The organism is Microcoleus sp. BM001215392 (assembly GCF_036700185.1).
GTDB lineage: Bacteria > Cyanobacteriota > Cyanobacteriia > Cyanobacteriales > Microcoleaceae > Microcoleus.
In genome coordinates this window covers 1-24,232 of record NZ_JAUBOJ010000061.1, presented here as the reverse complement: position 1 = coordinate 24,232, position 24,232 = coordinate 1, and the positions used below count along the sequence as shown (strand labels likewise).

Genomic DNA, 24,232 nt, shown 5'->3' with positions numbered 1-24,232 from the left:
AATAATTGTAAACGGATACAACCTGAAAACTTTAGCCTTGCCAGCGTTCAATAACTTACGAGCAACCGTTGGCTTGCAAGGTGTCAAGGACTTGCGATTGGTATCCAGAACAAAAGCGTAATTAGGTTGTTTAGACATTGTTGTGTCTCTCCTTTTCAGTAACGTTAGCTTCGCCAATGTTTTGAGAGCTTGTTAGACCTGCAACACTGTCTCAGTGACCTTAAGACTGTTTAATTGCAGATGACAGAGCGAGGGACTAGCTACGCATCCACAGGGTGTCGTGACTCTCAAAACGTAGTCTAGGACTTAGGCTGGTAAGCACGGCTTGCAGCTTATTTGCTGAAGCCCCGTGTCTTTAGACCGGGGTTGCTTACAAATCATCCATTCGTTTTATTATGTGTGCTAACAGCATTAATCCCGCATTTCCCACAGTCAGGATAATCGCCCCTACAGCCCCAATCATCCAATCGTCGCGCAAGACAGAGATGAACAAAGTCATAATTCCTGCCTTGGTGGAAATACTGCCCAAGGCTAACATTTTCTGCCAAATATCATCATCCGTCAATGCCTCGTACATGGGGATGAGCATGGCTGCAATCATCGCAATTAAGAGCAAATTCATGGTTTTTTAATCGGGAAAACCCGGTGAACTTCGTAACAGCCTTCTTGGTTCTGTCTCACCACAATTGTTTTGGGCGTAAACGTGATTAGGAATACATCCAAAAATATCATGATCGGCGATCGTTTCATTTTTGCCCGTTCCAAAATCATGTCTTCTCCGTTATGGGGACGAAGGATAATTTCCCAGGCTTCAATGTATGCTACCGGAATCGCAATCATGATTTTTTTGAGCATACTCAGCCATTCCTTAATCCTTTCCGGGGGTGTATTGCCGCGGGGTAGGAGAAATGCGATCAGCACACCAATGATGATATTCGGTACGGTGAAATCGGCGGTAAGCAAAAACCAAATTGTCAATCGCAATATGAAACTTCCAATCATCTTTTTTCCTTCTTAGACTTCTTGCATGAATCTTTGATGTGCAACTACCGCAGATGTCAGGCAGATTAACGGAGATAAACGCAGATAATTACAAGATACTTTCTACTTTTGCCAGAGGTTTCTTGCATATTCTTACTGTTAGCGATCGCAATTTCGATTGTTTAAATGTGGGTTCCTGTCGCGAATGCCATCCAAAAAAGTCCGATCAAAGTTAAAGTCATCACACCAACCAGATGATCGAATTGCTCGGCTGCACGCGGCAGAGCGATCGCTAACCGTTTAATAATTAAAACATAAATCAGCCACCCGATCGCGATCGTGCCAATTGCTTTGATGATGCTTTCAATGGTATAAGCATCTAAGTACACCAGATTGGCGATAATTAGCCCGCCAATTAAGAGGATAACGGCTGGCCACAAACCAGGCTTGGCTTCCTGTTTTTCGCCGCGCGGGATAAAGATGAATTTGGCGAAGGATATCGCTGTACCTACGGCGGCTATATTCATGGGGATTACTTGCCAAGGTAAGAGATTTTTTACCGTCAATACTTTGGCACCAAATCCTGCTAACAAGGGAAACCCGGAAATAGAGAGACTGGCGATAACTAGGGCAATCCAAAGAGTAGGATCGATCGGCTTAGATTGCAGTTCCTTGAGGCTGCGGCTTGGTAAGGAACCGGCGAGTAAGAAGAGACTTGATTTAACTAAACCGTGAGCTAGGGCATAAAATCCGCCGACTGCCGGTGCTGCTAGAATAAAGCCTAACTGGGAAATTGTGTGAAAAGCCAGCATCCGTTTGGTATCTTTTTCAAAGACGGCATAGGACACTCCCATTAAAGCTGTCGCCACGCCAAAAATCCTGACGATAGTATCAATGTCATCGGAAACTAAAGCACAGCGCAACAAAGGTAAGATACTAGCTTTGATGACTATTCCTGAGAGTAATGCTGAAACTGGGGTGTCTGATTCTGAGTGAGTTAGCGGCAGCCAGAATCCCGATACAAAAATCCCGCCTTTGAGCAATAATCCCAGAAAAATCAGGGCTAAAGCTTCTGGTGGCGCACCTTTTAAACCGTCAAAAAGAAAGGAATTATGTTTTTGATAGACTAGCACCGCGCCCACTAGGTAAAATAGCATGGCGGTGTTGCTGACAAATAGATAGCGCAAGGCTACCCATAAAGAGCGATCGGTGCGAGGATAGGCAATTAATAGAAAAGCTGCAATTCCGCTGACTTCTAGGGCTACATATAAACTGACAAAATCTACACAGATAAAAGTAGCATCTATACTGCCGTGCAGAATAATCATCTGGGAGTAAAAGAAGGCTGATTTACTACTGTGCCAACAGTAGAAAATCACGGCAGCAGTTACTATGGCATTGGTCAAGATAAAGTAGGCGCCTAACCGATCGGCGACTACTTGAACGCCGAAATTATCTAGTAAGTTCAGTTTGAGGGGCGATTTTTCGAGAAATAGTTGTAGCGCGTAGCCTGCTGAAACAAAGGTGACTGCTAAGGCGAGATATTTGTCAAGTTTGGGAAGTAGATAAATGACGAACCCGATAAAAAATGGTATGGTCAGCCAAGCGATCGTAATAATATTCATGGATGGGTTTACGGCGTGTTATTTTTTTCGATCTCGCTGGTTTCCAATGTGGGATTATCCCGTGCTAGCTTCATCACACCCACCAGCATCAGGGCTTGAATTGAAAATCCGATGACGATCGCAGTTAAGATGATCCCTTGGGGGACTGGATCGGCGAAAGCTCTATCTTTGACATCTCCCATAATTGGCGTAAACAAACCATTGAGGGATGCAACCACGACATAATAGGCAATTACACCGGTGCTCATTACGTCCATAGAGACGATCTTCATCACCAGGTTCTTTTTAAGGATGATACCAAAAAACCCGCACAATACTGTCCCAAATACGAAGGCTTCTAACACGGAAATTTTTGTTGCTTAAGGTTTGGTGATAATGATACATTACTTGGGCGCTATTAAAAAACGAGATCGATTTTAGATTTGGGATTTGAGATTTGAGATTGACTCGGCAACTAATGGGAGCAGGGTTGGAAAGCTATCGTAAAGTTATGTTACTTTTGGGTGCTGGTGTTAAATGGGAGTACAGAGTGTAACTGGGGCGATCGCGCCGATCGCACTTTGATGCAGCGAAATGCGAGTATAATAAATGTCGATCGCGCCCGTAGGAACTCAACGGGATGCGGGGCAAATTTTGGAAATGAGTTTAACTAACGGTAGAGAAAGTAGCTCAGATGCTATTGCTGTCAGTGGTAAATGTGGAGAGATTCGCGCACTTAGGGCGTGAGATTGCGTCCTAAGTGCCCTGCGCGAATTCAACAACCGCAGTCATTTGAGCCATCAGTTGCGGCAATTTATGGGTATGACACTCAGAGCAAGAGCGATCGCCCTTTCTACACCAATCGATCGCGCACCTGTTATCCTGTAACAGTAGCTGAGTCTTTCGAGGGCGATCGCGCCCCACCCCAGACTGCATGGCAGATACCCTCAAATCGCCGGCAAAAGTGTCACCCTTGGGTCAATTTTCACTAGATAAAAACGCGGACTTCATGCTTGGGTTTAAGGGTACAGAAACTGAGTAACTGTACCCGCCATTTAGTAATAGAATTAGGTATTGGTACCTGAAATCGGACGATAGCCGTGCAGGCGGTTGTAAAGCGCTTTTTTAGCCAACATTTTATGCTGGATGCTCTTGAGAGAAAACTCTGCTATGCGGCTGACTTGGGTTCTTTGCAGCCAATGCTTGTAGCCATCGGCTACAGGGCCTGCAAGCAGTTGATACCAGCGATCGATCATTTTTTCGGTGGTGAAATCTTCAGCGCGACGAAGCCCGTTCGCTACCATTTTTTCATACAATTGGGGTTGTGACTTCAGCAGTTTAACTGCCTCAAATATTTGTTGAGGTGTTGTCACTTCGATATAATCTAGCTCTGATTGTCTCTGTTCTTGGAAGGCTGCTTCAGGCCCGAGCAAAGCTGGTACTCCTGCTATCCAAGCATTAACCAGTTTACTAGCTGGTTTGACTAAGGCATCTTTTTCTGTGAGATCGCGCACAGCTAAAACTAAATCGTCGGTGCTGTAGTCGTTCCACACAATAGGCCCGGTTTCAGGTCTGCCATTAATTCTGAATTTGACACCAATTTTTTCGAGTTCTAGTTTAAATTCAGGAGAACGAAACGATTCATACAGATTAATTTCTCCACCTTTAAAAACAATATTTTCCAGTCTGTTTCCTCGTTCTTTCAGCCTCGGTATAATACCTGGTTGCGGCCAGTGAGGTATGAATATATCTGTTTTTGAATTGATACAAATTTTATTTTGCACAACTGTGAAATTGCAAATGGCTGGTTGGGGCCCATCACTGCGACAGCCTATAATAAAAGAGTTAAAAGTTAGATCGCTAATTCCAAAATCCAGGCAACTAACAACACAAATTTTCCCGGGGATAAATTTATTGGATATCGATACGTCGAGATTTTTTCGCTTCAGATGCAAATAGGTCAGAATAATCCAACAATCTTCGTTGGTTTGAATGCGCGTATGTAAGGAATTCGGATCTGGTATTGTTGCAGAGGGGTCGAATAGCTCTGGCCAACGTTCAGGATACCGAATCACAAATGTTACAGGGTATGGCAGAGAGAGAACATTTACCGTCACAGCTTTTTCTCCTAAATATTTTAATATTTGTGTATGAGAGGCTATCTTTTTTAACCACTGTAGCTAAAAAATATTTTTACCGCAACTGCCACCAGCTAGACTTTATATAAACTTTATATATATCGGTTGTGGTGGCGGGAGAGAGCGTGGGAGGCGATCGCCGATCGCTCTATAAAAGATAGTTTTTAAAGGCGCAACCAAAAAGATTACTTAATAAAATTTAATATTTTTGTAGGTAAAGTTACGCTGGCGATGGCGGTGGCGAGTCGCCGTCGCAGCAGCAGCCGAGTCCGCAGCCCGCTGAATTAATTAGGCAATTAAAATTCCGCAGCCGCGGTAAAAATTGCAGTGTCAAAAGGGTGAATAATCTGGTTTGTGCTGGAGTAGGAAAGTCAGCCCTAAACTAGGTTAGGTAAATGCTCTTACTATAGTGATGACTGTTTTTACTCTGCGATCGATCGAAAAAGACTTAGGTATCCAGGAACTCTTGAGTAATGCCTATTTCAGCCTCGATTTCCGGTGTACTTTGCAGCGATTGAACGATCGCACTTAGTAACCCAAGGATCTCGCTGACTGAAAGTTTGCTGGCTTTTTTTTAAATTTCTTGCAGGGACATATAAAAATACTCCAACAAAGGTTGGTATCTGAATTATAGTAAATTTGTAAGAGTTGTTATTTAACGTTACTAGGAGGATTGGAATCGCTCTTGCTGCTGGGCTTACCAACTAGCCCTCACGATTCATAGACTTGACTGCGATGAGCGATCGCCACAACAAATACCAGCACTATTTCATCGTCGATCGAGTAAATGACTCTGTAGTCCCCAATTCGGTAGCGATAGTACCCTGCATAATCTCCTTTGAGGGCTTTAATATTAGGGTGCGATCGGGGAGTTTGTTCTAACTGCTCCAAACATCGGGCAATATTGACATAAACCTTTTGAGCATCAGGATGGAGGCGATCTTCCTACATCAGATCGAAGACTTCTCCAGTTTGTATAATCAGTTTTAGGGGTTGCTTGATTTTGCTTGACTCGCTCTAGCAATCCAGAAATTGCCAAAAGTTCTTGAGTTGCAGCTTCGCTTTCAGCATTGGCTAAATAAGCTGCAAAATCAGCAAGCACCTGTAATCGTTCTGGCGATAGTTGCTGGAGTAAGTCGTTAAGCTGGCGGTGTAACTCTGTCACAGATATCAAATCTGCTGAGGAGCGATCGTTCATTTTGGAATTATCCGTGCTTTTTTCCTCATTTTACCGCATAGGTTTTTTGTTTGTCAATCTCCAGTTGCGATCGCAATCTAACCCAAGTTTACTCATCAATCTCAACATTCATAAAATTACCGTTTGCACACATAGTCTATCGTGCTTTAATTAATTTGACAATTAATGTCAAAAACACTATATTATAATTATGAATCCACCCCTAAAGCCTGTTGAATGGATTGCCAGTTCCCTCGATGACTTAAAAGACTTTCCTGAAGAAGTTCAGCAAGTCATAGGGTATGCCCTGTATCAAGCGCAATGTGGTGAAAAGCACCCAGACGCGAAGCCACTCAAAGGGTTCAAAGGTTCTGGAGTTCTCGAAGTTGTTGAGAATTTTGACGGGGACACTTACCGATCGGTTTACACAGTCAGATTTGAGGGGGCTGTGTATGTCTTGCACATCTTTCAGAAGAAATCTAAGCAGGGAATTGCCACTCCTAAACAAGATATTGAACTGATTGAAGCGCGACTCAAACGAGCCAAACAGCATTATGAAGAATACTACAAACAATCTCTAAAGGATGACAAAAATGAGCGATGAAATTAAAGTCCGATCGAGTAGTGGCAATATTTTTGCGGATCTAGGGCTGCCAAATTCTTCAGAATTATTGATTAAAGCTGAACTTGTTCGCCAAATTAGTGAACTAATTACAATGCGAAAATTGACCCAGATTGAAGCAGCAAAATGCCTGGGAATCGATCGCCCTAAAATCACTGATTTGCTGCGCGGCAAACTATCTGATTTTTCAATCGATCGCCTGTTCCGGTTCTTAAACGCCCTGGGTAGTGATGTGGAGATTCGGGTAATTGCCAAACCTGAATCTGATTCTCAGGCTAAGACAAGAGTGATTGCTATCTAAGCGTAATACAGCCTGTTTGCGATCGATTGCGGATGTTGCCGTATTGGTGCGGGTTCAACAGCCACAGTCATTCGCAGCACACAATTTCGGCAATTGACGGGCCAGACGCCGACGGCTTGCAGAGGCAATTGAGCGAGTTTGGTTTTACAGGTTTGAAGGTTTACATGGATTTCTGGTAAATTAATAACTCCAAATACTTTGATTTAGCCTGCTTTTTCCATGACTTGGTGTAAATGAATAGGTTTAATGCAATCCGAACAGGAAATTAAATACCTTAAGTTTTGTCGGGAAGAACATAACGAATAACAGCCCCTTCATTCTCAATTTTTATAGCAGATAGCCAGAGCATTTCTTCTGACCATAAAGGTTCATGGTAGTACACAGTCTCGAAGGACAAGCAAGACAGATTCTCTGCGAGGATTTCTGCTGACGATAAAGGTTCGTCGCAAGACACATCGTTAGGAATATCTCCAGACCAAGGAGGAGGAGGCTCGCCTCTATTGTCTCTATAGTCCTGATTGGTGAATTGTTTTTCCCTCCATTGCACTGCTCGATCGCAGTACAAATCTGTTGCGCCGATAAACTCGCCTTGTTCGGCAAAGATTTCGATAAACATAGCATTATTTTCCCAACCATCATCACAAAGCCCTACAACGAATAAAAAAAATGTGTCTTGTTCAGCAATCGGAATTTTTACCAGATATAATTCACTAAGAGCCCACTGGGAATACCAGAAGTGACGGTCGAAAGCATCAGTAACAGTTTGAGGTATTTTCTGCTGTATTCTCTGAATCTCTACACAATCGAAACCTGAAAAAACAGACTTTGCTAACAATTTAAGACTGGCAATTTGTTGATATATCGGGCAAACCTCCTGGCATTTATTATGGACTACTGTTTCGTATAAAGAAGTCACTCGAAAATTTTCTTCGCAAAACCGCTCGTAAAACTTCCTAACTGCTAGCTTTCTTTCATCTAAATCCATCAGTGCAAACCTGAGATGCTAATTGAGCGAGAATAGAAAACCGACAATAACGATCGCTAAAAATTTAGCTGTATATTAAAATTATATCGAAGAGGTGATACAAGACGCAATACGAGCGTAAATAATGCACTTAATACACGCGATCTCATGCTACACTAAAGCTAGGTAAATGACTTGATATACTGATGACTATTTTTTAGACATCCGGTATGAGTGGCAGACGGCGAATCCGAATACGGCTTGGCTCGATCGAAATGGCAGATCCTTGTTCTAGATCCTCCTCGCACTGAGCAATTACCATCAGCAGTAAATCCATTAATGCTTGGGCGCGTAACCTTTCAATCCGAACGCGAATAACTGAGGGAGAAACTGCTTCATCAAGTGCTAGTAATGTATGAAAATCTGCATCGAGGGTAACAACCACACGTTCCTCTTGTCTGGCTTTCTGGATGATTTCGGTATCTTCGGCTTGAGACATACCAATTTCACCAACATGGATGGTGTCGATACTTGCATTACGAAATAATGCTGCCGCAGAAAGTGGTAATCCCTGGTCAAGCAACAGCTTCATAATGATTTGGTAGCTCAATGATTCGATCGTCAAGATAAGAGGATACAAAAATTAGAGCTTGTCGGATATCTTCATCCTCTAATTCTGGAAACTCTTGATGTAGTTCTGCTCGATCGGGATAAGTTGCGAGCAGCTCGATTACCCGACGAACAGTCAGCCGAATATCGCGAATACATGGTTGCCCATTCATCCGCTTTGGATTGCTTGTGATGCGATCTATTTTCATTGCTCCTAATCTCAACTCTTACTTATTATTTTATATCTCATCTTGCCAGTTCGGAAACTTAGACTGATAAATTCTCGCTTGCCTTGGGTGAAACCGCAAATCAAAATCAAGTGCGGTACAAGACATGATATAATCTAAAAATACCGCAAGTCGCGGATAGATGTCAAAAGTTAGATAGATAATTTTATATACTCATGACTATTTTTACTCTGCGATCGATCAAAAAAGACTTCGGCATCAAGGAACTCTTGAGTAATGCCAGCTTCAGCCTCGATGAAGGCGATAAAGTCGGACTCATCGGCACCAACGGTTCCGGCAAATCAACGCTGCTGAAGATGATTGCGGGCTTGGAGTCGATCGACTCTGGCGATCGCTGGGTGAATCCAGGCTCTACAATTGTCTATCTCCCGCAACAGCCGGATTTAGACGAAAATCACACGGTTTTAGAGCAAGTATTTGCCGACAGCGGCGAACAAATGGCTTTGGTGCGGGAATACGAGGAAATTTCCGATCAGTTGTCCCACGGTAAAGGCGATACCGACAAGTTGATGGCGCGTTTGTCTAGCGTGTCTGAACGCATTGATGAGGTGGATGCGTGGGACTTGGAAACTAAGGCTAAATTGATTTTGACCAAGCTGGGGATTGAGGATTTTCATGCCAAAATTGGCGACTTGTCCGGCGGCTACCGCAAGCGCATTGCTTTAGCAACGGCGCTGTTGTCGGAACCTGACGTGTTGTTGATGGATGAACCGACAAACCACTTGGATGCGCTGTCTGTGGAGTGGTTGCAGAACTATTTGAACGGCTATCGCGGTGCACTGCTGCTGATTACGCACGATCGCTATTTTCTCGATCGCGTTACCAATCGCATTCTGGAGATCGATCGCGCCGACCTATACAATTATGCTGGCAATTACGCTTATTACTTGGAGAAAAAAGCCCTAGCCGAAGAATCCGCCGCCAGCACTCAGCGGAAATTTTCCGGAGTATTGCGGCGCGAGTTGGAATGGCTCAAGAAAGGGCCGAAAGCTAGAAGTACGAAGCAAAAAGCTCGGATCGATCGCATTAAGGATATGCGCGCAGAGGAGTTTAAAACAGCCAATGGTAAAGTCGAAATTGCCACAGCCGGCCGCCGAATCGGCAAGAAAGTCATTGAATTGCTGAATATTCGTAAAGCCTATGGCGATCGCACTTTAATCAAAGATTTTACCTACAATTTCACTCCCGAAGACCGAATTGGGATTATTGGCTGCAACGGCGCCGGCAAATCGACGCTGATGGATATCATTACCGGACGCATTCAGCCGGATTCCGGTACTGTGGAAATTGGCACAACCATTCACATCGGTTATTTCGACCAACATTCAGAAGATTTGACACCGAATGAAGACCAGCGGGTAATAGAATATCTCAAAAGTGTGGCGGAATTGGTGCAAACAGCGGATGGCGAAATCATTACTGCTTCTCAAATGTTGGAAAAATTTCTGTTTCCGCCCAACCAACAGTATGCACCCATTAACAAGCTTTCCGGCGGCGAAAAGCGCAGGTTATTTCTGCTGAAAGTGCTGATGAGTGCGCCCAACGTGCTGATTCTCGACGAACCCACAAACGACCTGGACGTGCAGACTCTGGCGGTTTTGGAGGATTATCTCGAAGACTTTAACGGCTGCGTAATTGTAGTATCGCACGATCGCTATTTTCTCGATCGGACGATCGACATGGTTTTCGCCTTGGAACCGGGCGGCAATTTGCGCTTGTATCCCGGTAATTATTCGGTGTATTTAGACTACAAGAAAGCCGAAGAAGCCAAGGAACTTAAAGCACAAAAAGACAAAGAAAAGCTGGCACGCACCCCTGAATCTAACAATTCAAAAGCCAAAGCTTCTACTGCAAAATCCACCAAAGTTTCGTTCAACGATCAGCGGGAATACCAGCAGTTAGAGACTCAAATTCCGAAGCTGGAAGCTGAAAAACAAGAAGTTGAGAAGATTTTGTCCAACAATGCTCCGAGCGGGTTTGCGGAGGTGAAGAAGTTATCGGATCGTTTGGCTAAATTGACTCGCGAAATTGATACTGCGACTGAGCGGTGGTTGGAGTTAGCGGAACGAGTCGGGTAAGACCATTTTAAATTTGAGATGGGAGATTTTGGCGGATCGTAACTTTAATAAGTTACGATCCGCCAAAACTAACTAATTTTTACTGTTTTTTCGATGCCTTGAGAAGCATCTGAATAACTCGATAAACGTGGGAACCGGGCGTCGGTGGCCAGTGCTGTTGATGGTGGGGATGTAAATTATTGGCACCTTGAACAGCATCCTCAATATAGTCCTTAAACGAATCTAAATCAAGATTGCTCTTATTATAGCACCCCAACTTATTTCGCAACCTTGCTTCAACATCTTTGCAGTTTGTATCATTAGGATCTAAGTCATCAAAATGTAAATATAACCAAGCCTCAAAACAAGGATTACTAATACCTAGTTGATAATTTTTCTGTTTGGCTTCACGGCAGATTGCACTGATATTTTTTACTCCCCATCGATCCACATCAAATATTAGCCATAAAGTATCCTCTGGAGTCATATTATATTTTTGTGCAAATTCATCTAATCGCTCCAAAACATATTGAGGGGCAGACTTATTATCTTCGCCCGTTGGCAATATTTCTATTTTGATACGAGAGTCACGAAACATCGAGAAATATTGCTTTTCAGTTTCCCTACCCTCTGTAGCAATAACAAAAAGTGTGGCATCTCGATTATTGTACTGACGATCTAGGAGCTTGGTTCGATTGCGTTTTTTCATGTTTGCTATCATGTTTGTCAGATGACTCTGTTTCACAATCCAGCCATCCTAAACTACGGATATCTCCAAAGAATGGAATCGCTCCAAATCTACCATTTAAATAGCCTTTTTCGATTTGAACATCTGGTCTAATTTTAAACTCTGCTAGCGAACAAATATGTGATGCACCTTGCTCATTTTTTTCAACAAACCAGATTTCGTCTCTCCGCATGATATCTAAGTCTAGAAGGTTCGTATCATGAGTTGTAAATATTAGTTGACTCTGACTATTCTTTTGTCTACAATTCAAGGCTACTTCTATAAATTTTCGTGATAAAAGAGGATGAAGGCGGCGGTCTAACTCATCCAGTAATATAACTATTTCAGGATTTTCTTGTAAAGCAAATAGTGCAGGGATTAGGTTGATTAAACGCTGCGTACCTTCGGATTCTTCTTCCATTGAAAAGTCTACAAGATGACCGTTCTCATGACGGTGTTGAGTCCTGAGTTGAATGAGGGTTAGCTTACCTTCTACTCCATATTTGAGGAAATATCGTTGACCTGTGAGATTTTCAAGCATTGCAATAGAATTTTCATTAGCATCAGCAAATTTTTGAATTATTTTATTCTTGATACTATCTGGCATACCTGGAAAATGGCGCTCAAAGTCCAAGTCAACTTCTTCTTTTCCTATAGAATCAATACCAGTGCCTGCAAATTTTAAAAAGCTACTTATAAACTTAGTAAATTGTTCGTTATTTAAGATAGTAAATTCTAGAGCTTCATAGTGAGATTCTGCTGTGATAATAACTAGGACATCTTTGAACCAATCCACAACAGGCTTGACAGTCTGAACATTGCGATCTACAGCTTCTGTTAAGAAAAGTTGATTGGGACGTGTTCCCTGTGCAATAAAGTCGAGAAACTGTTCTTGTTTTTTGCTCCGACCTTTAAGGGCAGATCCATACTCTACTTTAGTTTCTTTGTTTTCAGAAGTGAGCCGTTCAAAAAAAGGTACTTCCCGTTTTTTGCCGGCGGGGGTTATGTAAAGCCATTCTTCAATTATTTGGGTAGCATTTAACTTAAATCCATAGGAATAAAGATTCCCGTGATGAGTAAAAATAAATTCAAACTTGCTAGGTTTTTTACTGTTATTACCTAATTTAAATGGAGTAACTAGAATAGCCTGACTACTACGGGTTCCTTCTACGATCAAATCCTTGGCGAAATCAATTGCCTTAATCAGGTTAGATTTGCCTGCTGCATTGGCGCCATAAATAGCAGAGATAGGCAAAAGTGACTGTCCCTTACCTGCTGTATCTACAGCCAGATGATCCGCATGATGTTGGTCACTGCTAACAGCTACCATACTGAACGTTGTTTCTTCCCTGAAGGACAGGAAGTTCTCTATGGTTACTTGGACTAACATAGCTATTTCACTGACTTAGGGGGTTTGATGATGGTTACTATAACAATTTACTCAATAGTGCCACAAAATCCGAGTTAGGGAGATTTTTACTCCTAAATCGTTGTTTTGTGTAACAAATTTATAGCTGAGGGATGATTGGTATACACTCAAACTCAAAAAAATGGAAGAGTTTGTTTTGACTTGTGAGTCGATCGCCTGCGGGTCACTTCCTCACGCCCGATTCCAGCGGGCTATCTTGGGTGTAATCTGAGATAGGACGCAAAGTGCGATCGCGCTTATTTGCTAAACTCAGGGCGATCGGCTAAATGCTCGTTCGCACAACTACAAGCATTCTAATTGCGCGGCCATAACTTTTTGCTGCACCGGCAATTCAATCACAAATTCTGTCCCCTGTCCAACTTCCGAAACGCATTTCAAACGTCCGCGATGTTTTTCAGTAACAATCTGATAGCTAATCGACAATCCTAGCCCCGTGCCTTGTCCGACGGGTTTTGTGGTAAAAAACGGGTCGAAGATGCGTTCTTGGACTGATGGAGATATGCCAGTGCCATTATCCTTAATCGCAATCTTAACCCATTGGGAGTCGATAATTTCAGTGGCGATCGCGATCGTCGGCATAAAACCCTGATTCCCGCTAGCTTGAGCTATCAAAGCATCAATGGCATTGTTCAGGATATTCATCAACACCTGATTGAGCTGGCCTGCGTAGCATTCCACCGCCGGTAAGTTGGCGTACTGCTTCACGATCGCAATCTGCGGGCGATCTTTTTTAAACTTGAGCCGGCTTTGCAAAATGATCAAAGTGCTGTCAATTCCTTCATGAATATTCACAGCCTTCATATCAGACTGATCGAGACGCGAAAAGTTGCGCAGCGTCAGCACAATCTCTCGGATGCGCTCAGCACCCATTTTCATCGAAATCAGCAATTTAGGCAAGTCTTCTATGATAAAATCCAGCTCAATTTCCTCTGTTAACTGTTGAATCTGGGGATTGGTATCGTTATATTCCTGTCGGTACAGTTCGATTAACTTGAAAAGCGCTTGAGAGTGTTCTGTTGCGTGATTGATGTTACCGTAAATAAAGCTGACGGGATTGTTGATTTCGTGAGCGACTCCAGCCACGAGTTGTCCCAGACTCGACATTTTTTCAGTTTGGATCAGTTGCGCTTGAGCATTTTTCAAATCTTGCAGCGTTCGTTCCAAAGTCATTTTTTGCTGTTGCAGAGAAGTAATTAGCTGAGTATTCTCAACTTCCGATTGTCGCAGCGCAATTTCAGCTTGCTGGCGGTCGAAAATTTCTACTTGGAGTATTTCATTAGTTTCTGTCAAAATCAGAGTTCGTTCTTCAACTCGCATTTCCAGCGTTTCATTTGCCACTTTCAGCCCGATTTCTGCTTGTTCTCGCTCCACTAAAATCGCAGACAAAAGCAGCGTTGAAACTGCGACGACTCCCATAAAAGTTTGCAACAATATTAATGACTCGTTCAAGGAGGGCCGCAGGAAAGAACTGGTGCCATTCACTGTACCCCACAGTGCCAAACTCGATACTAAGACAATCGCAAAAGTTGCACCGTGCTGTCCAAACCGAAATGCCGCCCACCACAGGCAAGGCAACATCATATATTGTACGGGATAGTTATCCCAAAAAGCCAGTTTTCCCGTCCCAATCAACAAGCTCAAAAGCAGCAGTCCTTCCAGCCATTTCTGGCGTGACCAAAGCATTCTGGGCAATCGCTGCCAAACCAGCAGTGCTGGTAGAAATACTATAACACTAATTGCATTTCCCGTCCACCAAGTCAACCAAAGAAATACGTAATTTTTCCATTGGGAAACTCCGCCCAAGCAGATAGTTGTGACTCCCATTGTGCTATTTAATCCGGTGCATATAGCAACAATTAGCACAAATTTTAGTACGGAGTTAGCTGAAGCAAAAGGTGCAGAATTCGGGATGAAGCGCCGGATCAGTCTACTTCCTAATCCCGCCTCTCCAGGGGCTCCCAAGGAGCAAATCGAGCAGACGAGTATCGATATATAGAGATTGTCAGTGCCTTCAGAGTAGCCGGGAATTGCAGCTATAATATCAGTCAGCCAAATCACGGGAGAAATGTTTAATCCTCCCCAAAGCATGGCACTCCAAGCGATCGCGGAAGGGAACCAAACGGCTGTTATGCCGGGTGGAATTGGCAGGGCTAATGCTATTCCTAGTTTGGCGGCACCGTAGTAAATTATAGCGATCGCACTGACAATTGCCAACCACTTTAATCTGCTGTGCAAATTTAATTTGTGCGTTTGACGAGCTAAGTATTTTCTCGGATATAGTTTCATGATTCCAAAGAAATAATATAAAAATTCGGCAAATTTTGGCTTGGCTATTATCTCAGATACAACTCAATTGAATTCGGAAAGCGATATTTTTATCAAAAGTTTGTTAGGTACAATATACTTACGTATATGGGTGATGATTCGGACAAATTTGATTTGAGCGATCGCAGACAGTTGCAAAACAGTTCGCAGTAGATTAATCAGTGTCATGCTTGGTATTCTGTTGGATCGAAAAGTCTCAACTACACCTTACTCGATTCCCGGGCATTTGGTGAAAAATGGGTAGGTTAGAGCAGCGTGCAAAGTGTTTCAATTTGTGACGCATTGTTGGTGTTGTCGCAGTGCGATTCCCTACCGGTTGATAACAGATTCAGCCATAATCCTCTTTAATAGATGTAACAAATACTCGATTTGTGAAGAGGGATAGCTGGAGTGCGAATACTTGTGCTTGCTCTTGCGAGTCAATTAAGCTAACGGTAAGGAGAGATGCGCGATCGATACATTAATATATCACCGAAAATAGCTTTGAGATTCCGGCGCAGCCAGCGCACAATTTTCCGCCAGATCAAGCAATCTGGCGTGACTCGCAGCGCTGGGCGGTTAAGCATTCAACAGTTAACTTTAGTCGAGTGCTGAGTTGAAACTTAACTGTAAACTTAACAACAGAAACCATTATTTTTAGACATCAAACACACAGCAGAGAATTGCGCTGCTGGTTGGCTCGAAATCGGCCGACCTCAGGCGCTTGTTGGTGGCGAGTTGATTTATCGATCGCGCGCCAGACGATCGCCCGTTAAAGGCCGCCCGCGCACAGCACCCGCAGCCTGTTGACAGAAAAATATTTTTATTGCTGCGCTGAATCACGTAAATTTAGAGTTTGCTACTATTTTGGGACGAAGTTCGATCGCCGTCAAATTATATAAATAAAAATTATTTATATATCCAGACATTTTTTTTATTTTTATGTTACGAATCGTGTTGTTAAGAAATATCAAAAAACTTAATGAGAATTATTCTGATTAAACTGACGATTTTGCTGGATTTGAAAATATATTACTAAAATATGATGAAGATATGGTACTGTAAAAAATATATAATCTGGAGCCTTTTATTACTCTTAAACAAAAAAGCCAAGAATTTTAAGCAAGCTAAAAGTCTCAAACACCGATCGAATCTGGAAATCAACGGCAAAAGGCGAGACAGATCGGGTTTTTGGCGATCGACTAAAAGTAAAGTTTTGTGTCAAAAGCTCTGCACCCTCGGGCGCGGCAGGGTTGACAAAAGCGGTAAAATGCGGTAAAGAAGTCAGAGTCCGCAAGACTAAGAGTAGAAAAGAAAAGCGAAAAAGCTAAAACCCGCGAAACAAAAGTCGATCGGGCGCTTCAACCCCCAAAGAAAAAAATGCAACCGCAAGCTGGCGCGTTAAACCCTGATGCAGTATGTCATTTGCCAATTTCAAATCTTAAAGCTAGCAGCCAAAACAGTATAAGTTCGCCCCGGACTAAAAATATGGTGGTGGGTGAGATACAATTGACCTGTTAAAAGCAAAGAATTGGTAAATATTAGAAGTATCCTGTAAAGTCTGAAGTTGAGAACCTCAGGGTGGTCGGGGAGCGGGAGTAACATAAAACTATGCCTCAAAAAGTAATCGCCAAACAGATGTCTTTGGAATCATCGTCAGAGCCGATCGCCGTGAGGGCGACAGTCGAAACCGTGCCAGCCGAAGCAGTGGCAGTAGAGTCCTACGCCGATCGGTTGATGGACGAATTGTTTGAAGGAGTCGATCGAGCATTCGACGGCAGTGGCTCTGGGCAATCGGAACCCGTGGCGCCAGAATTTGTGTCGCTCAAGTCGGTCTCGGTACCTCAAATAGTTTTGTCGCAGTTGGCGCCAGAGCCTCCGCGAAGCGGCGAAAAAGAGGTAGCAGCGATCGCCCGCCAAGTCGCCCTAGAAACAACCAAAAAACAACAGTCCAAACAATCATTCGACAAAATATTGCTCGGAGCAGCCTGTGGATCGCTGCTGTTAGTTTTGGGATTGTGGCTGGCAAGTAGGTCGGGACTGGTGCGCTTGCCCGCAGCCGGAGTTTCGCCTTCTCCTGCTGCAACGGGGAAAAACCAACCAGACACCCAGTTTGTCGAATACGTGCAGCGCTCGATCGCGGCGATCGAACAAAAAAAAGCACCCCAACCCAACTCGCAACTTGCTGGAGTTCCCGGAGCCGCCGCCCCGGGGACACTGCCGAGCATTGCAATTTCCGGCGCGCCACCAGCAACCGCAGGTCTTTCCACAGCAGTCAACCGGATTGCTAATGCCCTAGAACAAGCCGCCGCGGCACCCGGAGCACCAGCACCGCAAGTCGTAGTCATCCCGCCTCCGGCTCAGGTGACAGTGGCTCAGGCTCCCGCAGCTCCGGCTCAGGTAACAGTAAATCAGGCTGCTCCTCAAACAGCCTCGGTTTCCCCATCGCCGACGGGCCCAACTTCGGGTAGAGCGATCGCCGCCGCCGGCAGTCGCACTCCCCTCGCCGCTTCCGCCTCCGGCTCGGAGTCTCCCCAGCCGAAGATTTTGGCTCGCGAAACCGAGCCAGCACCAGCGCCCGCAGCCGGGCAATCTGCGCCCGCGCCCCAGCCACCACCGGCACCGGCTGCCGGTACCGCCTCAATTTCCGCGCACACGCTGGTGGGAATTTTGGAGTTGGGCAATCGATCGGCTGCTTTGTTTGAAGTAGACGGTGTAGCCCGCAGAATTTATGTCGGCGAAAGCATCGGCGCTAGCGGTTGGACTTTGGCAGAAATCAAAAATCAAGAAGCTGTCATCCGCAAGGGTGGAGATGTGCGATCGGTTTTTGTCGGACAAAAGTTCTAATTAGTTAGTTGACTGTTGACTGTTGACTGTTGCAGTACCCGCTCGCGTAGTCGAAGGGTGAGTGGGCAGTTGACAGTTGTCAATTGATGGTTGATAGTTGCAGTACCCGCTCGCATAGTCGAAGGGTGAGTGGGCAGTTGACAGTTGTCAGTTGATGGTTGATAGTTGCAGTACCCGCTCGCATAGTCGAAGGGTCAATTAACTCATAACCAATAACCAATAACTCATAACCAATAACTCATAACCAATAACCAATAACCAATAACTAATAACTAATAACCAATAATATAGGAATTATAAGAAATGGGCTTATTTGACGATTTCAGTAAATTGTTAGAAACAAAATTAGAAGAATTTTTGCGCAGCAATCCCCATCTGGAATTGCAGGCAATAGAAGAACAACTCAAAGAACAAGAAGAAGACACGCTGCGGCTGATTCTCGACATTCAGAAACAAGAGAAAACACTGCAAGCCGAAATTCTCTCCGCCGCCCAAGAAATTCAGCGCTGGAACGATCGAGCAAACAAAGCCAAAGCCGCGAATCGGCTAGATTTAGCTCAAGCAGCCCAAGAGCGACAAGCCGCTTTGCTGCGTCAGGGAAATCAGCGTTGGGGACAAATGCAAGGCTGCAAAGAACGGATTGAAAAAGCAAAAGAACTGTACCGCCAAATTCAGGTGCGACGAAAAGAAGTCCGAGCTTCAGCAGCCGAAGCTGCAACTCGCGCTACTACTAAAAAAGAGCAGAATTGGGATACCAAGGGTTGGAATCAGACTTCTAATTATAGCAGTTTTAATCCAGCAGACCCTCTCGAACAAAAGTTTCAACACTGGGAAGCAGACGAAGAGCTCGATCGCATGAAGCGCAATATTAACCCATAGTTACGAAAGCCGGTCAATTCCCTAGGCGGGACTCACCCGCAACTTGGGTGTTCTGTGGAAATATTTCTCATATTACCTAGCGGTAACTACGGAATTATTTAACCACAGAGAACGCAGAGAACGCAGAGAACACAGAGGAAGAGGAGAGAAATTTATTATTCCGATGTCTCAGACTTGAGATTAAATACAATTATCCGATTGTAGGGACGATCGATCGTCCCTACAATATTCTAGCTTAGTTCATGAAGCGCGATCGCACTACAGTATCGCAAAATCCGTAGCACTAATCAGGCTTGTTGGCACATTGCCCAGAGTCGCCAGAAGTTGACCGGAACTGGTAACTCGGATCGAAGTAGAACTATTCTCCGCGACAATGCTCAGTTGCGAGAAATTCAGACCGCCGATTAAGCCGATCGAATCTAGACCATCTTGAAAGTCTAAAATAGTGTCGCTACCGAGGTCAAGACCTAAGATAAATCGATCGTTCCCGGTACCTCCAATCAAAGTATCATTCCCCTCATCTCCAAACAACCAATCGTCCCCAGCACCGCCGAGCAAACTGTCCTCATCCTTACCGCCGTAAATACTATCGTTCCCAGCATCGCCGTTAACAGTATCTTGACCTTCATTGCCAAACAGCAGATCGTTACCCGAACCGCCGCACATTTGGTCTTTACCGCCACTAGAACCGATGGGAAGACGGCTGCCAATATCCCCGTACATGGTATCATCCCCATCGCCTCCGCATAGACTATCATTACCTCGATCGCCAAACAGCAAATCGTTGCCCGCATCTCCCACAACCACATCGTCGCCCTTCCCGCCGCGCACGGTATCGTTTCCATCACCCCCAGAAAGAGAGTCTTCGAGTTCCTCTCCGTTGAGGTAATCATCGCCTGTGGCGCCAAATAGCAAATCGCGACCTGTAGCATCGAGGTCTAAAGGATTGAGAGTACCCCCATACAGGGTATCATTACCCTGATCGCCAATTAAAGTATCGCTATCCTTGTCGCCAAAAATTAGGTCATTATCTTTGCCGCCGTAAACAACATCATTGTTCTCGCCCGCAAAGATCAAATCATTTCCAGCCACCCCGTTGAGGTAATCATCACCCTCATTGCCAAACAGCGTGTCCCTGTCTGTATTTGGGCCAACCGGGAAATTGCTGTTAAGTCCCCCATAAATATTATCATTTCCCCGCAACCCTGCCAACAAATCGTTGCCGTCAAAACCGTTGATTTCGTCAGCGTTATTGCTGCCGAGAATAATGTCATTGCCGTTAGTACCGTTGCGGGTATTCGTGACAGAATTTGGGCCGCGAATACTGCCAAGACTCGGCAAAACAATTTGCGCACAAATGCAGTCAGCATCTTCACCTGCTGGCGTTGGCGTTGGTGGTGTTGGTGTTGGTGTTGGTTGAATTTGGCCTAAGAAATTCCCAAAGTTAATATTGCTGGTATTACTGCCGCCACTGACAGCCACAATATCAGCAGGATTGGCAGTAGTTCGCGTCCAACCCGGTTGATTTACTTCCCGAACTCGATAAGTTCCCGGCCCTAAATTACCGAAACTGTAGCCACCTAAACTATCAGTAGAAGTATTAACTTCTCCAGCACCTAAACTGTCGTCGCCGTTAGCATCAAGAAACACTTGCCAGTTCGGCAATAGCGGTTCTTGAGCATCCAAAACCCCATTATTATTGAGGTCATTAAACTTGCTGCCGGAGATACTAATATTTTGGAAATTGCCGAAGTTAATTCCACTGCGACTTTCGCCACTGCCGAGATTAATCGGCGCCGGATTAGTAGTAGTTTGCGTAAAACCAGCCCGCTGCACTTCGCGCACGTTATAAGTGCCAGCATTGAGGTTGTTGAAGCTGTAATTGCCAGAATTGTCAGTGGTAACAGTAATTTCGCCCGAATCTAAAGAGTTGTTCCCGTTACCGTCGAGGAAAACTAGCAATCCCGAAAGACCAGTTTCCCCCGCATCCTGAGTACCGTTGCCGTTGCCGTCGTTGAATTTGATGCCGCTGATGCTGCTTTGCTGGACGGGTGTAGGAGTAGTAACAGGAGTTGGAGCGGGAGTTGGAGCGGGAGTCGGAGTCGGAGCGGGAGTCGGAGTCGGAGTCGGAGTCGGAGTCGGAGTCGGAGTCGGAGTCGGAAAAGGTATCGCTTGGTTGCCAAAATTGACTGTAGCCGGAGTAGTTTGACCTGCTGCCAGCGTGACTGTAGCCGGGTTAGGAGTTGTTGGGCGACTGTCAGTTGGCACAACTTCCCGAACATTGTAAGTACCTGCGGGCAAGTTGGGAAAATTGAAAAGGCCACTGGGAGAAGTACCTGTGGTAACCGAAATTTCACCGGCGCCGAGAATACCGTCGTTGTTGGTGTCGAGGAAAATCGTCACTCCGGCGACACCAAGTTCTCCGTTTGCTTGAGTGCCATTGCCGTCCAAGTCGTTGAATTTAATTCCGCCGATGTTACCGAGTACGGCGGGTATCGCTTGGTTGCCAAAATTGACTAAAGCCGGAGTAGTTACACCTGCTGCCAGCACGGCTGTAACCGGGTTACCAGTAGTCGATCGACTTCCAGGTGGTACAACTTCCCGAACATTGTAAGTGCCTGCGGGCAAGTTAGGAAAAGTGAAACTGCCATTGGGAGAAGTACCCGTGATGACGGAAGTTTCGCCAACGCCGAGGATGCCGTCGTTGTTGGTGTCGAGGAAAATCGTCACTCCGGGGACACCAAGTTCTCCGGCTGTTTGACTGCCGTTGCCGTCAATGTCGTTGAATTTAATCCCGGTGATTGTTCTGGGCACTACAACGGGAGTCGGTATCGATTGGTTGCCAAAATTGACTATAGCCGGAGCAGTTACACCCGCTGCCAGGATGGCTGTAACTTGGCCGCCAGTAGTTGAGCGAGTTCCAGGGGGTACAATTTCCCGAACGCTGTAAGTGCCTGGGGACAAGTTAGGGAAAGTGAAACTGCCATCGGGAGAAGTACCCGTGATGACGGAAGTTTCGCCAGCATCAAGGATGCCGTCGTTGTTAGTGTCGAGGAAAATCGTCACTCCCGGGACACCTGGTTCTCCGGCTGTTTGACTGCCGTTGCCGTCAATGTCGTTAAATTTAATCCCGGTGATGCTGCTGAGAGCGGGGGGTATCGCTTGGTTGCCAAAATTAACTGTAGCAGGAGTAGTTTGACCTGCTGCGAGTGTTACTGCAACCGGGTTGAGAGTAGTTGGCCGACTTCCAGGCGGTACAACTTCTCGAACGCTGTAAGTACCTGCGGGCAAGTTGCCGAAAGTAAAGCTGCCACTAGGAGCAGTACCGGTAGTAACGGAAGTTTCACCCGCATCGAGGATGTTGTTGTTATTGGCGTCGAGGAAAATCGTCACTCCCGGGACACCTGGTTCTCCGGCTGCTTGCGTGCCGTTGCCGTCAATGTCGTTAAATTTAATCCCGGTGATGGTACTCAGCGTTACGACGGGAACAGTTTGTGCGGAAAATTCCGAGGTGTTGCCGGCGGCATCCGTGGCTGTGGCGGTGATTAACTGCCCTGCGGTGACTGCTGCTGGGAAAGTTTGATTGAAAGCAGCGTTGCCGGCGGCGTCAGTAGTTACCGCGATCGAAGCGATGAAGGTTTGACCTTGAGTGCCGGGGGGGTTGTTGGCGAAAAATTGCAGGGTGAAGTTGGTACTGGGCGTGCTGTTGTAAGTTCCGGCGACGGTGACGCTGCCGGCGCTGGCGGTGGCAGTGGTTATATCGGGCTTGTTTTGCAGGTTGTTGGCGCCGGTGTCGGCGTCGAGAGGATCGTTGGCAGTGGGGCCGTTTTCACCGAGGTCGATGCCGATGCCGAGGTTGGCAAAGATCGAGTTGTTTTGAATGCGGTTGCCGGTACCGGAGGCAACAGATACGCCGATATTGCCATTGTTGGCGATGATATTTCCTTCACCTGCTACCGCAGTGCCGATCGCATTGTTGCTTGCACCAGCGGTAATCTGTACTCCTAGGGAGCTATTGCCTAAGGGGCTAGTACCGTTGGCTGCGACGCCGATCGAGTTGCCGCGCAAAGTGTTGCCCGTTGCAGAGATGCCTGTAATCTGCACCCCCAAACCGGCACTGGGACTGCTGTTGCCCGAAATAATGTTGCCAGCGCCCGGGGCACTACCGCCGATCGAGTTGCTGGGTGCATTGTTGACAGCTACGCCAATAATGTTTGGCAAGGCAGCAGTGCCTAGGGCGTTGGTACCGATGTAGTTGCCGAGTACAGAGTTGAGAGTGGCATTGGCGTTGAGAATTTGCACGCCGAAACCGTCATTGCCGGAAATGATGTTTCGATCGCCCGCAGTAGTTCCGCCGATCGTGTTGCTGGCAGCATCCTGTATGAGGACGCCAGTCAAGGTGTTGCTCAACTTGAGGGTGCCGCTGACATCAGTACCGATGAAGTTGCCTAAGACTCGATTGCCTGTAGCAGTGTTGCTGGTAGCAGGGGTGTTTTGAATCAGTACGCCGAAAGCATTATTGCCGGAAATGATGTTGCGCGCAAGAGCGGTATTGCCACCAATCGTGTTGTTCGGAGCATTCTGTATCGCCACGCCAAAACCGACGTTGCTCACCTTGGCTGTGCCGTTGATGTCGGTGCCGATGAAGTTGCCGAGCACAGTGTTGCCTGTGGCTGTGGCACCATCGACAAACACGCCAGCGCTACCATTGCCAGAAATTATATTGCGATCGCCAGCAGTAATTCCGCCAACAATGTTATTAGAGCCCGCCGATATCTGCACGCCTGTCAAGGTATTGGGCAACGCAGCAGTACCGGCAGCGTTGGTGCCGATGATGTTGCCCAGGACTCGGTTGCCTGTGGCGCCGGCGGCATTGATTAACACGCCGAAAGCATCGTTGCCAGAAATTATATTGCGATCGCCCGCAGCACTACCGCCGATCGTATTGCCCGGTGCATTGTCAACTACTACGCCACTGCCACCGTTGCCCAAGTCGGCTGTACCGTTGGGATCGGTGCCGATCGAGTTGCCGACTACGGAGTTGCCTGTGGCGGCGTTACCTAAAATGAAGATTCCAGAACCTCGAAAGCGATTGATTGCTAGTCCCCGAATGGTGCTGCCACTGCCAGTGATGAGTATGCCGTTGGTTGTAGCCCCCGCATTGGTTCCATCGAGTTGGATCAGCGGGGTGCCGGCGAATCCTGGCTGAGAGGTGCCGTTGATGGTTACGGCCTGGGTAATTATTGGTAAAGAAGTCAATGGCGCGATCGTCTGAACGCCTGCACCGGGTATGGCAAAGTTAATATTGTGCGGCGGTGCGGCAGTGGCATTAGCTTGAGCAATCG

At 45.8% G+C, this 24,232-nt stretch carries 23 protein-coding genes and 1 pseudogene; 6 read left to right on the top strand and 18 right to left on the bottom strand.

All coding sequences use genetic code 11. From position 1 onward, the window contains the following. The 5 genes from QT974_RS09825 to QT974_RS09805 all read right to left on the bottom strand — a co-directional run. Positions 1–138, bottom strand: a 138-nt coding sequence (locus tag QT974_RS09825) for an RRXRR domain-containing protein (protein ID WP_333468317.1), incomplete at its 3' end; no start/stop codon positions are given. Between the two features lie 232 nt (positions 139–370). Next, a complete protein-coding gene (locus QT974_RS09820) occupies positions 371–622 on the bottom strand; it encodes a hypothetical protein (RefSeq protein WP_293143050.1) in 252 nt (83 codons plus the stop codon). After that, positions 619–1,002: a Na+/H+ antiporter subunit E gene (locus QT974_RS09815; RefSeq protein ID WP_333468316.1), complete on the bottom strand. Its 384-nt coding sequence runs from the start codon at positions 1,000–1,002 to the stop codon at positions 619–621. The genes QT974_RS09820 and QT974_RS09815 overlap by 4 nt, the downstream gene beginning before the upstream one ends. Positions 1,003–1,163: 161 nt before the next feature. Next, a complete protein-coding gene (locus QT974_RS09810; protein ID WP_333468315.1) occupies positions 1,164–2,606 on the bottom strand; it encodes a cation:proton antiporter in 1,443 nt (480 codons plus the stop codon). Positions 2,607–2,614: 8 nt separating this feature from the next. Beyond that, positions 2,615–2,950 carry an NADH-quinone oxidoreductase subunit K gene (locus QT974_RS09805; protein ID WP_333468314.1) on the bottom strand — a complete coding sequence of 112 codons (336 nt, stop codon included), beginning with the start codon at positions 2,948–2,950 and terminating at the stop codon, positions 2,615–2,617. Between the two features lie 244 nt (positions 2,951–3,194). On the opposite strand from QT974_RS09805, the gene QT974_RS09800 reads away from it, so the two are divergent. Then, positions 3,195–3,332, top strand: coding sequence for a hypothetical protein (locus QT974_RS09800; protein ID WP_333468313.1), 138 nt, complete (start codon positions 3,195–3,197; stop codon positions 3,330–3,332). Positions 3,333–3,341: 9 nt separating this feature from the next. On the opposite strand, the gene QT974_RS09795 is transcribed toward QT974_RS09800, so the two are convergent. The 4 genes and pseudogenes from QT974_RS09795 to QT974_RS09780 all read right to left on the bottom strand — a co-directional run bounded on the left by QT974_RS09795 (position 3,342) and on the right by QT974_RS09780 (position 5,921). Continuing rightward, positions 3,342–3,521 carry a hypothetical protein gene (locus QT974_RS09795; protein ID WP_333468312.1) on the bottom strand — a complete coding sequence of 60 codons (180 nt, stop codon included), beginning with the start codon at positions 3,519–3,521 and terminating at the stop codon, positions 3,342–3,344. A gap of 131 nt (positions 3,522–3,652) precedes the next feature. Then, entirely contained in the window at positions 3,653–4,369 is a 717-nt protein-coding gene (locus tag QT974_RS09790; RefSeq protein WP_333468311.1) for a glycosyltransferase, read from the bottom strand. A gap of 1,065 nt (positions 4,370–5,434) precedes the next feature. Continuing rightward, positions 5,435–5,635: pseudogene (locus QT974_RS09785) on the bottom strand (type II toxin-antitoxin system RelE family toxin); the annotation flags it as partial. 13 nt (positions 5,636–5,648) lie between these two features. Next, positions 5,649–5,921: a hypothetical protein gene (locus QT974_RS09780; RefSeq protein WP_333468310.1), complete on the bottom strand. Its 273-nt coding sequence runs from the start codon at positions 5,919–5,921 to the stop codon at positions 5,649–5,651. A gap of 190 nt (positions 5,922–6,111) precedes the next feature. Here QT974_RS09780 and QT974_RS09775 point away from each other — a divergent pair, with 190 nt between their 5' ends. Both QT974_RS09775 and QT974_RS09770 read left to right on the top strand, forming a co-directional pair. Continuing rightward, positions 6,112–6,504 (top strand): type II toxin-antitoxin system RelE/ParE family toxin, encoded by a 393-nt coding sequence (locus tag QT974_RS09775; RefSeq protein WP_333468309.1) that lies wholly within the window; start codon positions 6,112–6,114, stop codon positions 6,502–6,504. Next, complete coding sequence (locus QT974_RS09770; protein ID WP_333468308.1) at positions 6,494–6,823, top strand: helix-turn-helix domain-containing protein; 330 nt, start codon at positions 6,494–6,496, stop codon at positions 6,821–6,823. The genes QT974_RS09775 and QT974_RS09770 overlap by 11 nt, the downstream gene beginning before the upstream one ends. Positions 6,824–7,097: 274 nt before the next feature. Here QT974_RS09770 and QT974_RS09765 read toward each other — a convergent pair whose 3' ends face one another. From QT974_RS09765 to QT974_RS09755, 3 genes are all read right to left on the bottom strand, one after another. Continuing rightward, positions 7,098–7,808: a hypothetical protein gene (locus QT974_RS09765; RefSeq protein ID WP_333468307.1), complete on the bottom strand. Its 711-nt coding sequence runs from the start codon at positions 7,806–7,808 to the stop codon at positions 7,098–7,100. Between the two features lie 196 nt (positions 7,809–8,004). After that, on the bottom strand, positions 8,005–8,379 hold the full coding sequence (locus QT974_RS09760) for a DUF5615 family PIN-like protein (RefSeq protein WP_333468306.1): 375 nt from the start codon (positions 8,377–8,379) through the stop codon (positions 8,005–8,007). After that, positions 8,363–8,605 (bottom strand): DUF433 domain-containing protein, encoded by a 243-nt coding sequence (locus QT974_RS09755; protein WP_333468305.1) that lies wholly within the window; start codon positions 8,603–8,605, stop codon positions 8,363–8,365. The genes QT974_RS09760 and QT974_RS09755 overlap by 17 nt, the downstream gene beginning before the upstream one ends. A gap of 194 nt (positions 8,606–8,799) precedes the next feature. Here QT974_RS09755 and QT974_RS09750 point away from each other — a divergent pair, with 194 nt between their 5' ends. Then, positions 8,800–10,722 carry an ABC-F family ATP-binding cassette domain-containing protein gene (locus tag QT974_RS09750; protein WP_333468304.1) on the top strand — a complete coding sequence of 641 codons (1,923 nt, stop codon included), beginning with the start codon at positions 8,800–8,802 and terminating at the stop codon, positions 10,720–10,722. Between the two features lie 79 nt (positions 10,723–10,801). Here QT974_RS09750 and QT974_RS09745 read toward each other — a convergent pair whose 3' ends face one another. From QT974_RS09745 to QT974_RS09725, 5 genes are all read right to left on the bottom strand, one after another. Continuing rightward, the gene (locus QT974_RS09745; RefSeq protein ID WP_333468303.1) at positions 10,802–11,410 is read right to left on the bottom strand and encodes an RloB family protein; all 609 of its coding nucleotides are present in this window, start codon (positions 11,408–11,410) and stop codon (positions 10,802–10,804) included. After that, complete coding sequence (locus tag QT974_RS09740) at positions 11,364–12,818, bottom strand: AAA family ATPase (protein WP_333468302.1); 1,455 nt, start codon at positions 12,816–12,818, stop codon at positions 11,364–11,366. The genes QT974_RS09745 and QT974_RS09740 overlap by 47 nt, the downstream gene beginning before the upstream one ends. Before the next feature lie 321 nt (positions 12,819–13,139). Then, a complete protein-coding gene (locus tag QT974_RS09735) occupies positions 13,140–15,143 on the bottom strand; it encodes an MASE1 domain-containing protein (RefSeq protein ID WP_333468301.1) in 2,004 nt (667 codons plus the stop codon). Positions 15,144–15,610: 467 nt separating this feature from the next. After that, positions 15,611–15,748, bottom strand: a complete 138-nt coding sequence (locus QT974_RS09730) for a hypothetical protein (protein ID WP_333468300.1) — start codon at positions 15,746–15,748, stop codon at positions 15,611–15,613. Positions 15,749–15,818: 70 nt separating this feature from the next. Beyond that, positions 15,819–16,004 (bottom strand): hypothetical protein, encoded by a 186-nt coding sequence (locus QT974_RS09725; RefSeq protein ID WP_333468299.1) that lies wholly within the window; start codon positions 16,002–16,004, stop codon positions 15,819–15,821. A 768-nt stretch (positions 16,005–16,772) separates the two neighbouring features. Here QT974_RS09725 and QT974_RS09720 point away from each other — a divergent pair. Next, on the top strand, positions 16,773–18,008 hold the full coding sequence (locus tag QT974_RS09720) for a hypothetical protein (RefSeq protein WP_333468298.1): 1,236 nt from the start codon (positions 16,773–16,775) through the stop codon (positions 18,006–18,008). A 303-nt stretch (positions 18,009–18,311) separates the two neighbouring features. Then, complete coding sequence (locus QT974_RS09715) at positions 18,312–18,887, top strand: TIGR04376 family protein (RefSeq protein WP_333468297.1); 576 nt, start codon at positions 18,312–18,314, stop codon at positions 18,885–18,887. Between the two features lie 258 nt (positions 18,888–19,145). Here QT974_RS09715 and QT974_RS09710 read toward each other — a convergent pair. Next, on the bottom strand, positions 19,146–24,232 hold a 5,087-nt coding region (locus QT974_RS09710), incomplete at its 5' end, for a beta strand repeat-containing protein (protein ID WP_333468296.1).

Excerpts from the sequence above, each read along its gene's own strand:
- QT974_RS09720 (WP_333468298.1), top strand. The coding sequence starts at position 16,773 with ATGCCTCAAAAAGTAATCGCCAAACAGATGTCTTTGGAATCATCGTCA.
- QT974_RS09760 (WP_333468306.1), bottom strand. The coding sequence starts at position 8,379 with ATGAAGCTGTTGCTTGACCAGGGATTACCACTTTCTGCGGCAGCATTA.
- QT974_RS09810 (WP_333468315.1), bottom strand. The coding sequence starts at position 2,606 with ATGAATATTATTACGATCGCTTGGCTGACCATACCATTTTTTATCGGG.
- QT974_RS09780 (WP_333468310.1), bottom strand. The coding sequence starts at position 5,921 with ATGAACGATCGCTCCTCAGCAGATTTGATATCTGTGACAGAGTTACAC.
- QT974_RS09820 (WP_293143050.1), bottom strand. The coding sequence starts at position 622 with ATGAATTTGCTCTTAATTGCGATGATTGCAGCCATGCTCATCCCCATG.
- QT974_RS09740 (WP_333468302.1), bottom strand. The coding sequence starts at position 12,818 with ATGTTAGTCCAAGTAACCATAGAGAACTTCCTGTCCTTCAGGGAAGAA.
- QT974_RS09795 (WP_333468312.1), bottom strand. The coding sequence starts at position 3,521 with ATGCAGTCTGGGGTGGGGCGCGATCGCCCTCGAAAGACTCAGCTACTG.
- QT974_RS09735 (WP_333468301.1), bottom strand. The coding sequence starts at position 15,143 with ATGAAACTATATCCGAGAAAATACTTAGCTCGTCAAACGCACAAATTA.
- QT974_RS09750 (WP_333468304.1), top strand. The coding sequence starts at position 8,800 with ATGACTATTTTTACTCTGCGATCGATCAAAAAAGACTTCGGCATCAAG.
- QT974_RS09815 (WP_333468316.1), bottom strand. The coding sequence starts at position 1,002 with ATGATTGGAAGTTTCATATTGCGATTGACAATTTGGTTTTTGCTTACC.
- QT974_RS09765 (WP_333468307.1), bottom strand. The coding sequence starts at position 7,808 with ATGGATTTAGATGAAAGAAAGCTAGCAGTTAGGAAGTTTTACGAGCGG.
- QT974_RS09775 (WP_333468309.1), top strand. The coding sequence starts at position 6,112 with ATGAATCCACCCCTAAAGCCTGTTGAATGGATTGCCAGTTCCCTCGAT.
- QT974_RS09755 (WP_333468305.1), bottom strand. The coding sequence starts at position 8,605 with ATGAAAATAGATCGCATCACAAGCAATCCAAAGCGGATGAATGGGCAA.
- QT974_RS09715 (WP_333468297.1), top strand. The coding sequence starts at position 18,312 with ATGGGCTTATTTGACGATTTCAGTAAATTGTTAGAAACAAAATTAGAA.
- QT974_RS09800 (WP_333468313.1), top strand. The coding sequence starts at position 3,195 with ATGTCGATCGCGCCCGTAGGAACTCAACGGGATGCGGGGCAAATTTTG.
- QT974_RS09745 (WP_333468303.1), bottom strand. The coding sequence starts at position 11,410 with ATGAAAAAACGCAATCGAACCAAGCTCCTAGATCGTCAGTACAATAAT.
- QT974_RS09730 (WP_333468300.1), bottom strand. The coding sequence starts at position 15,748 with ATGCTTAACCGCCCAGCGCTGCGAGTCACGCCAGATTGCTTGATCTGG.
- QT974_RS09770 (WP_333468308.1), top strand. The coding sequence starts at position 6,494 with ATGAGCGATGAAATTAAAGTCCGATCGAGTAGTGGCAATATTTTTGCG.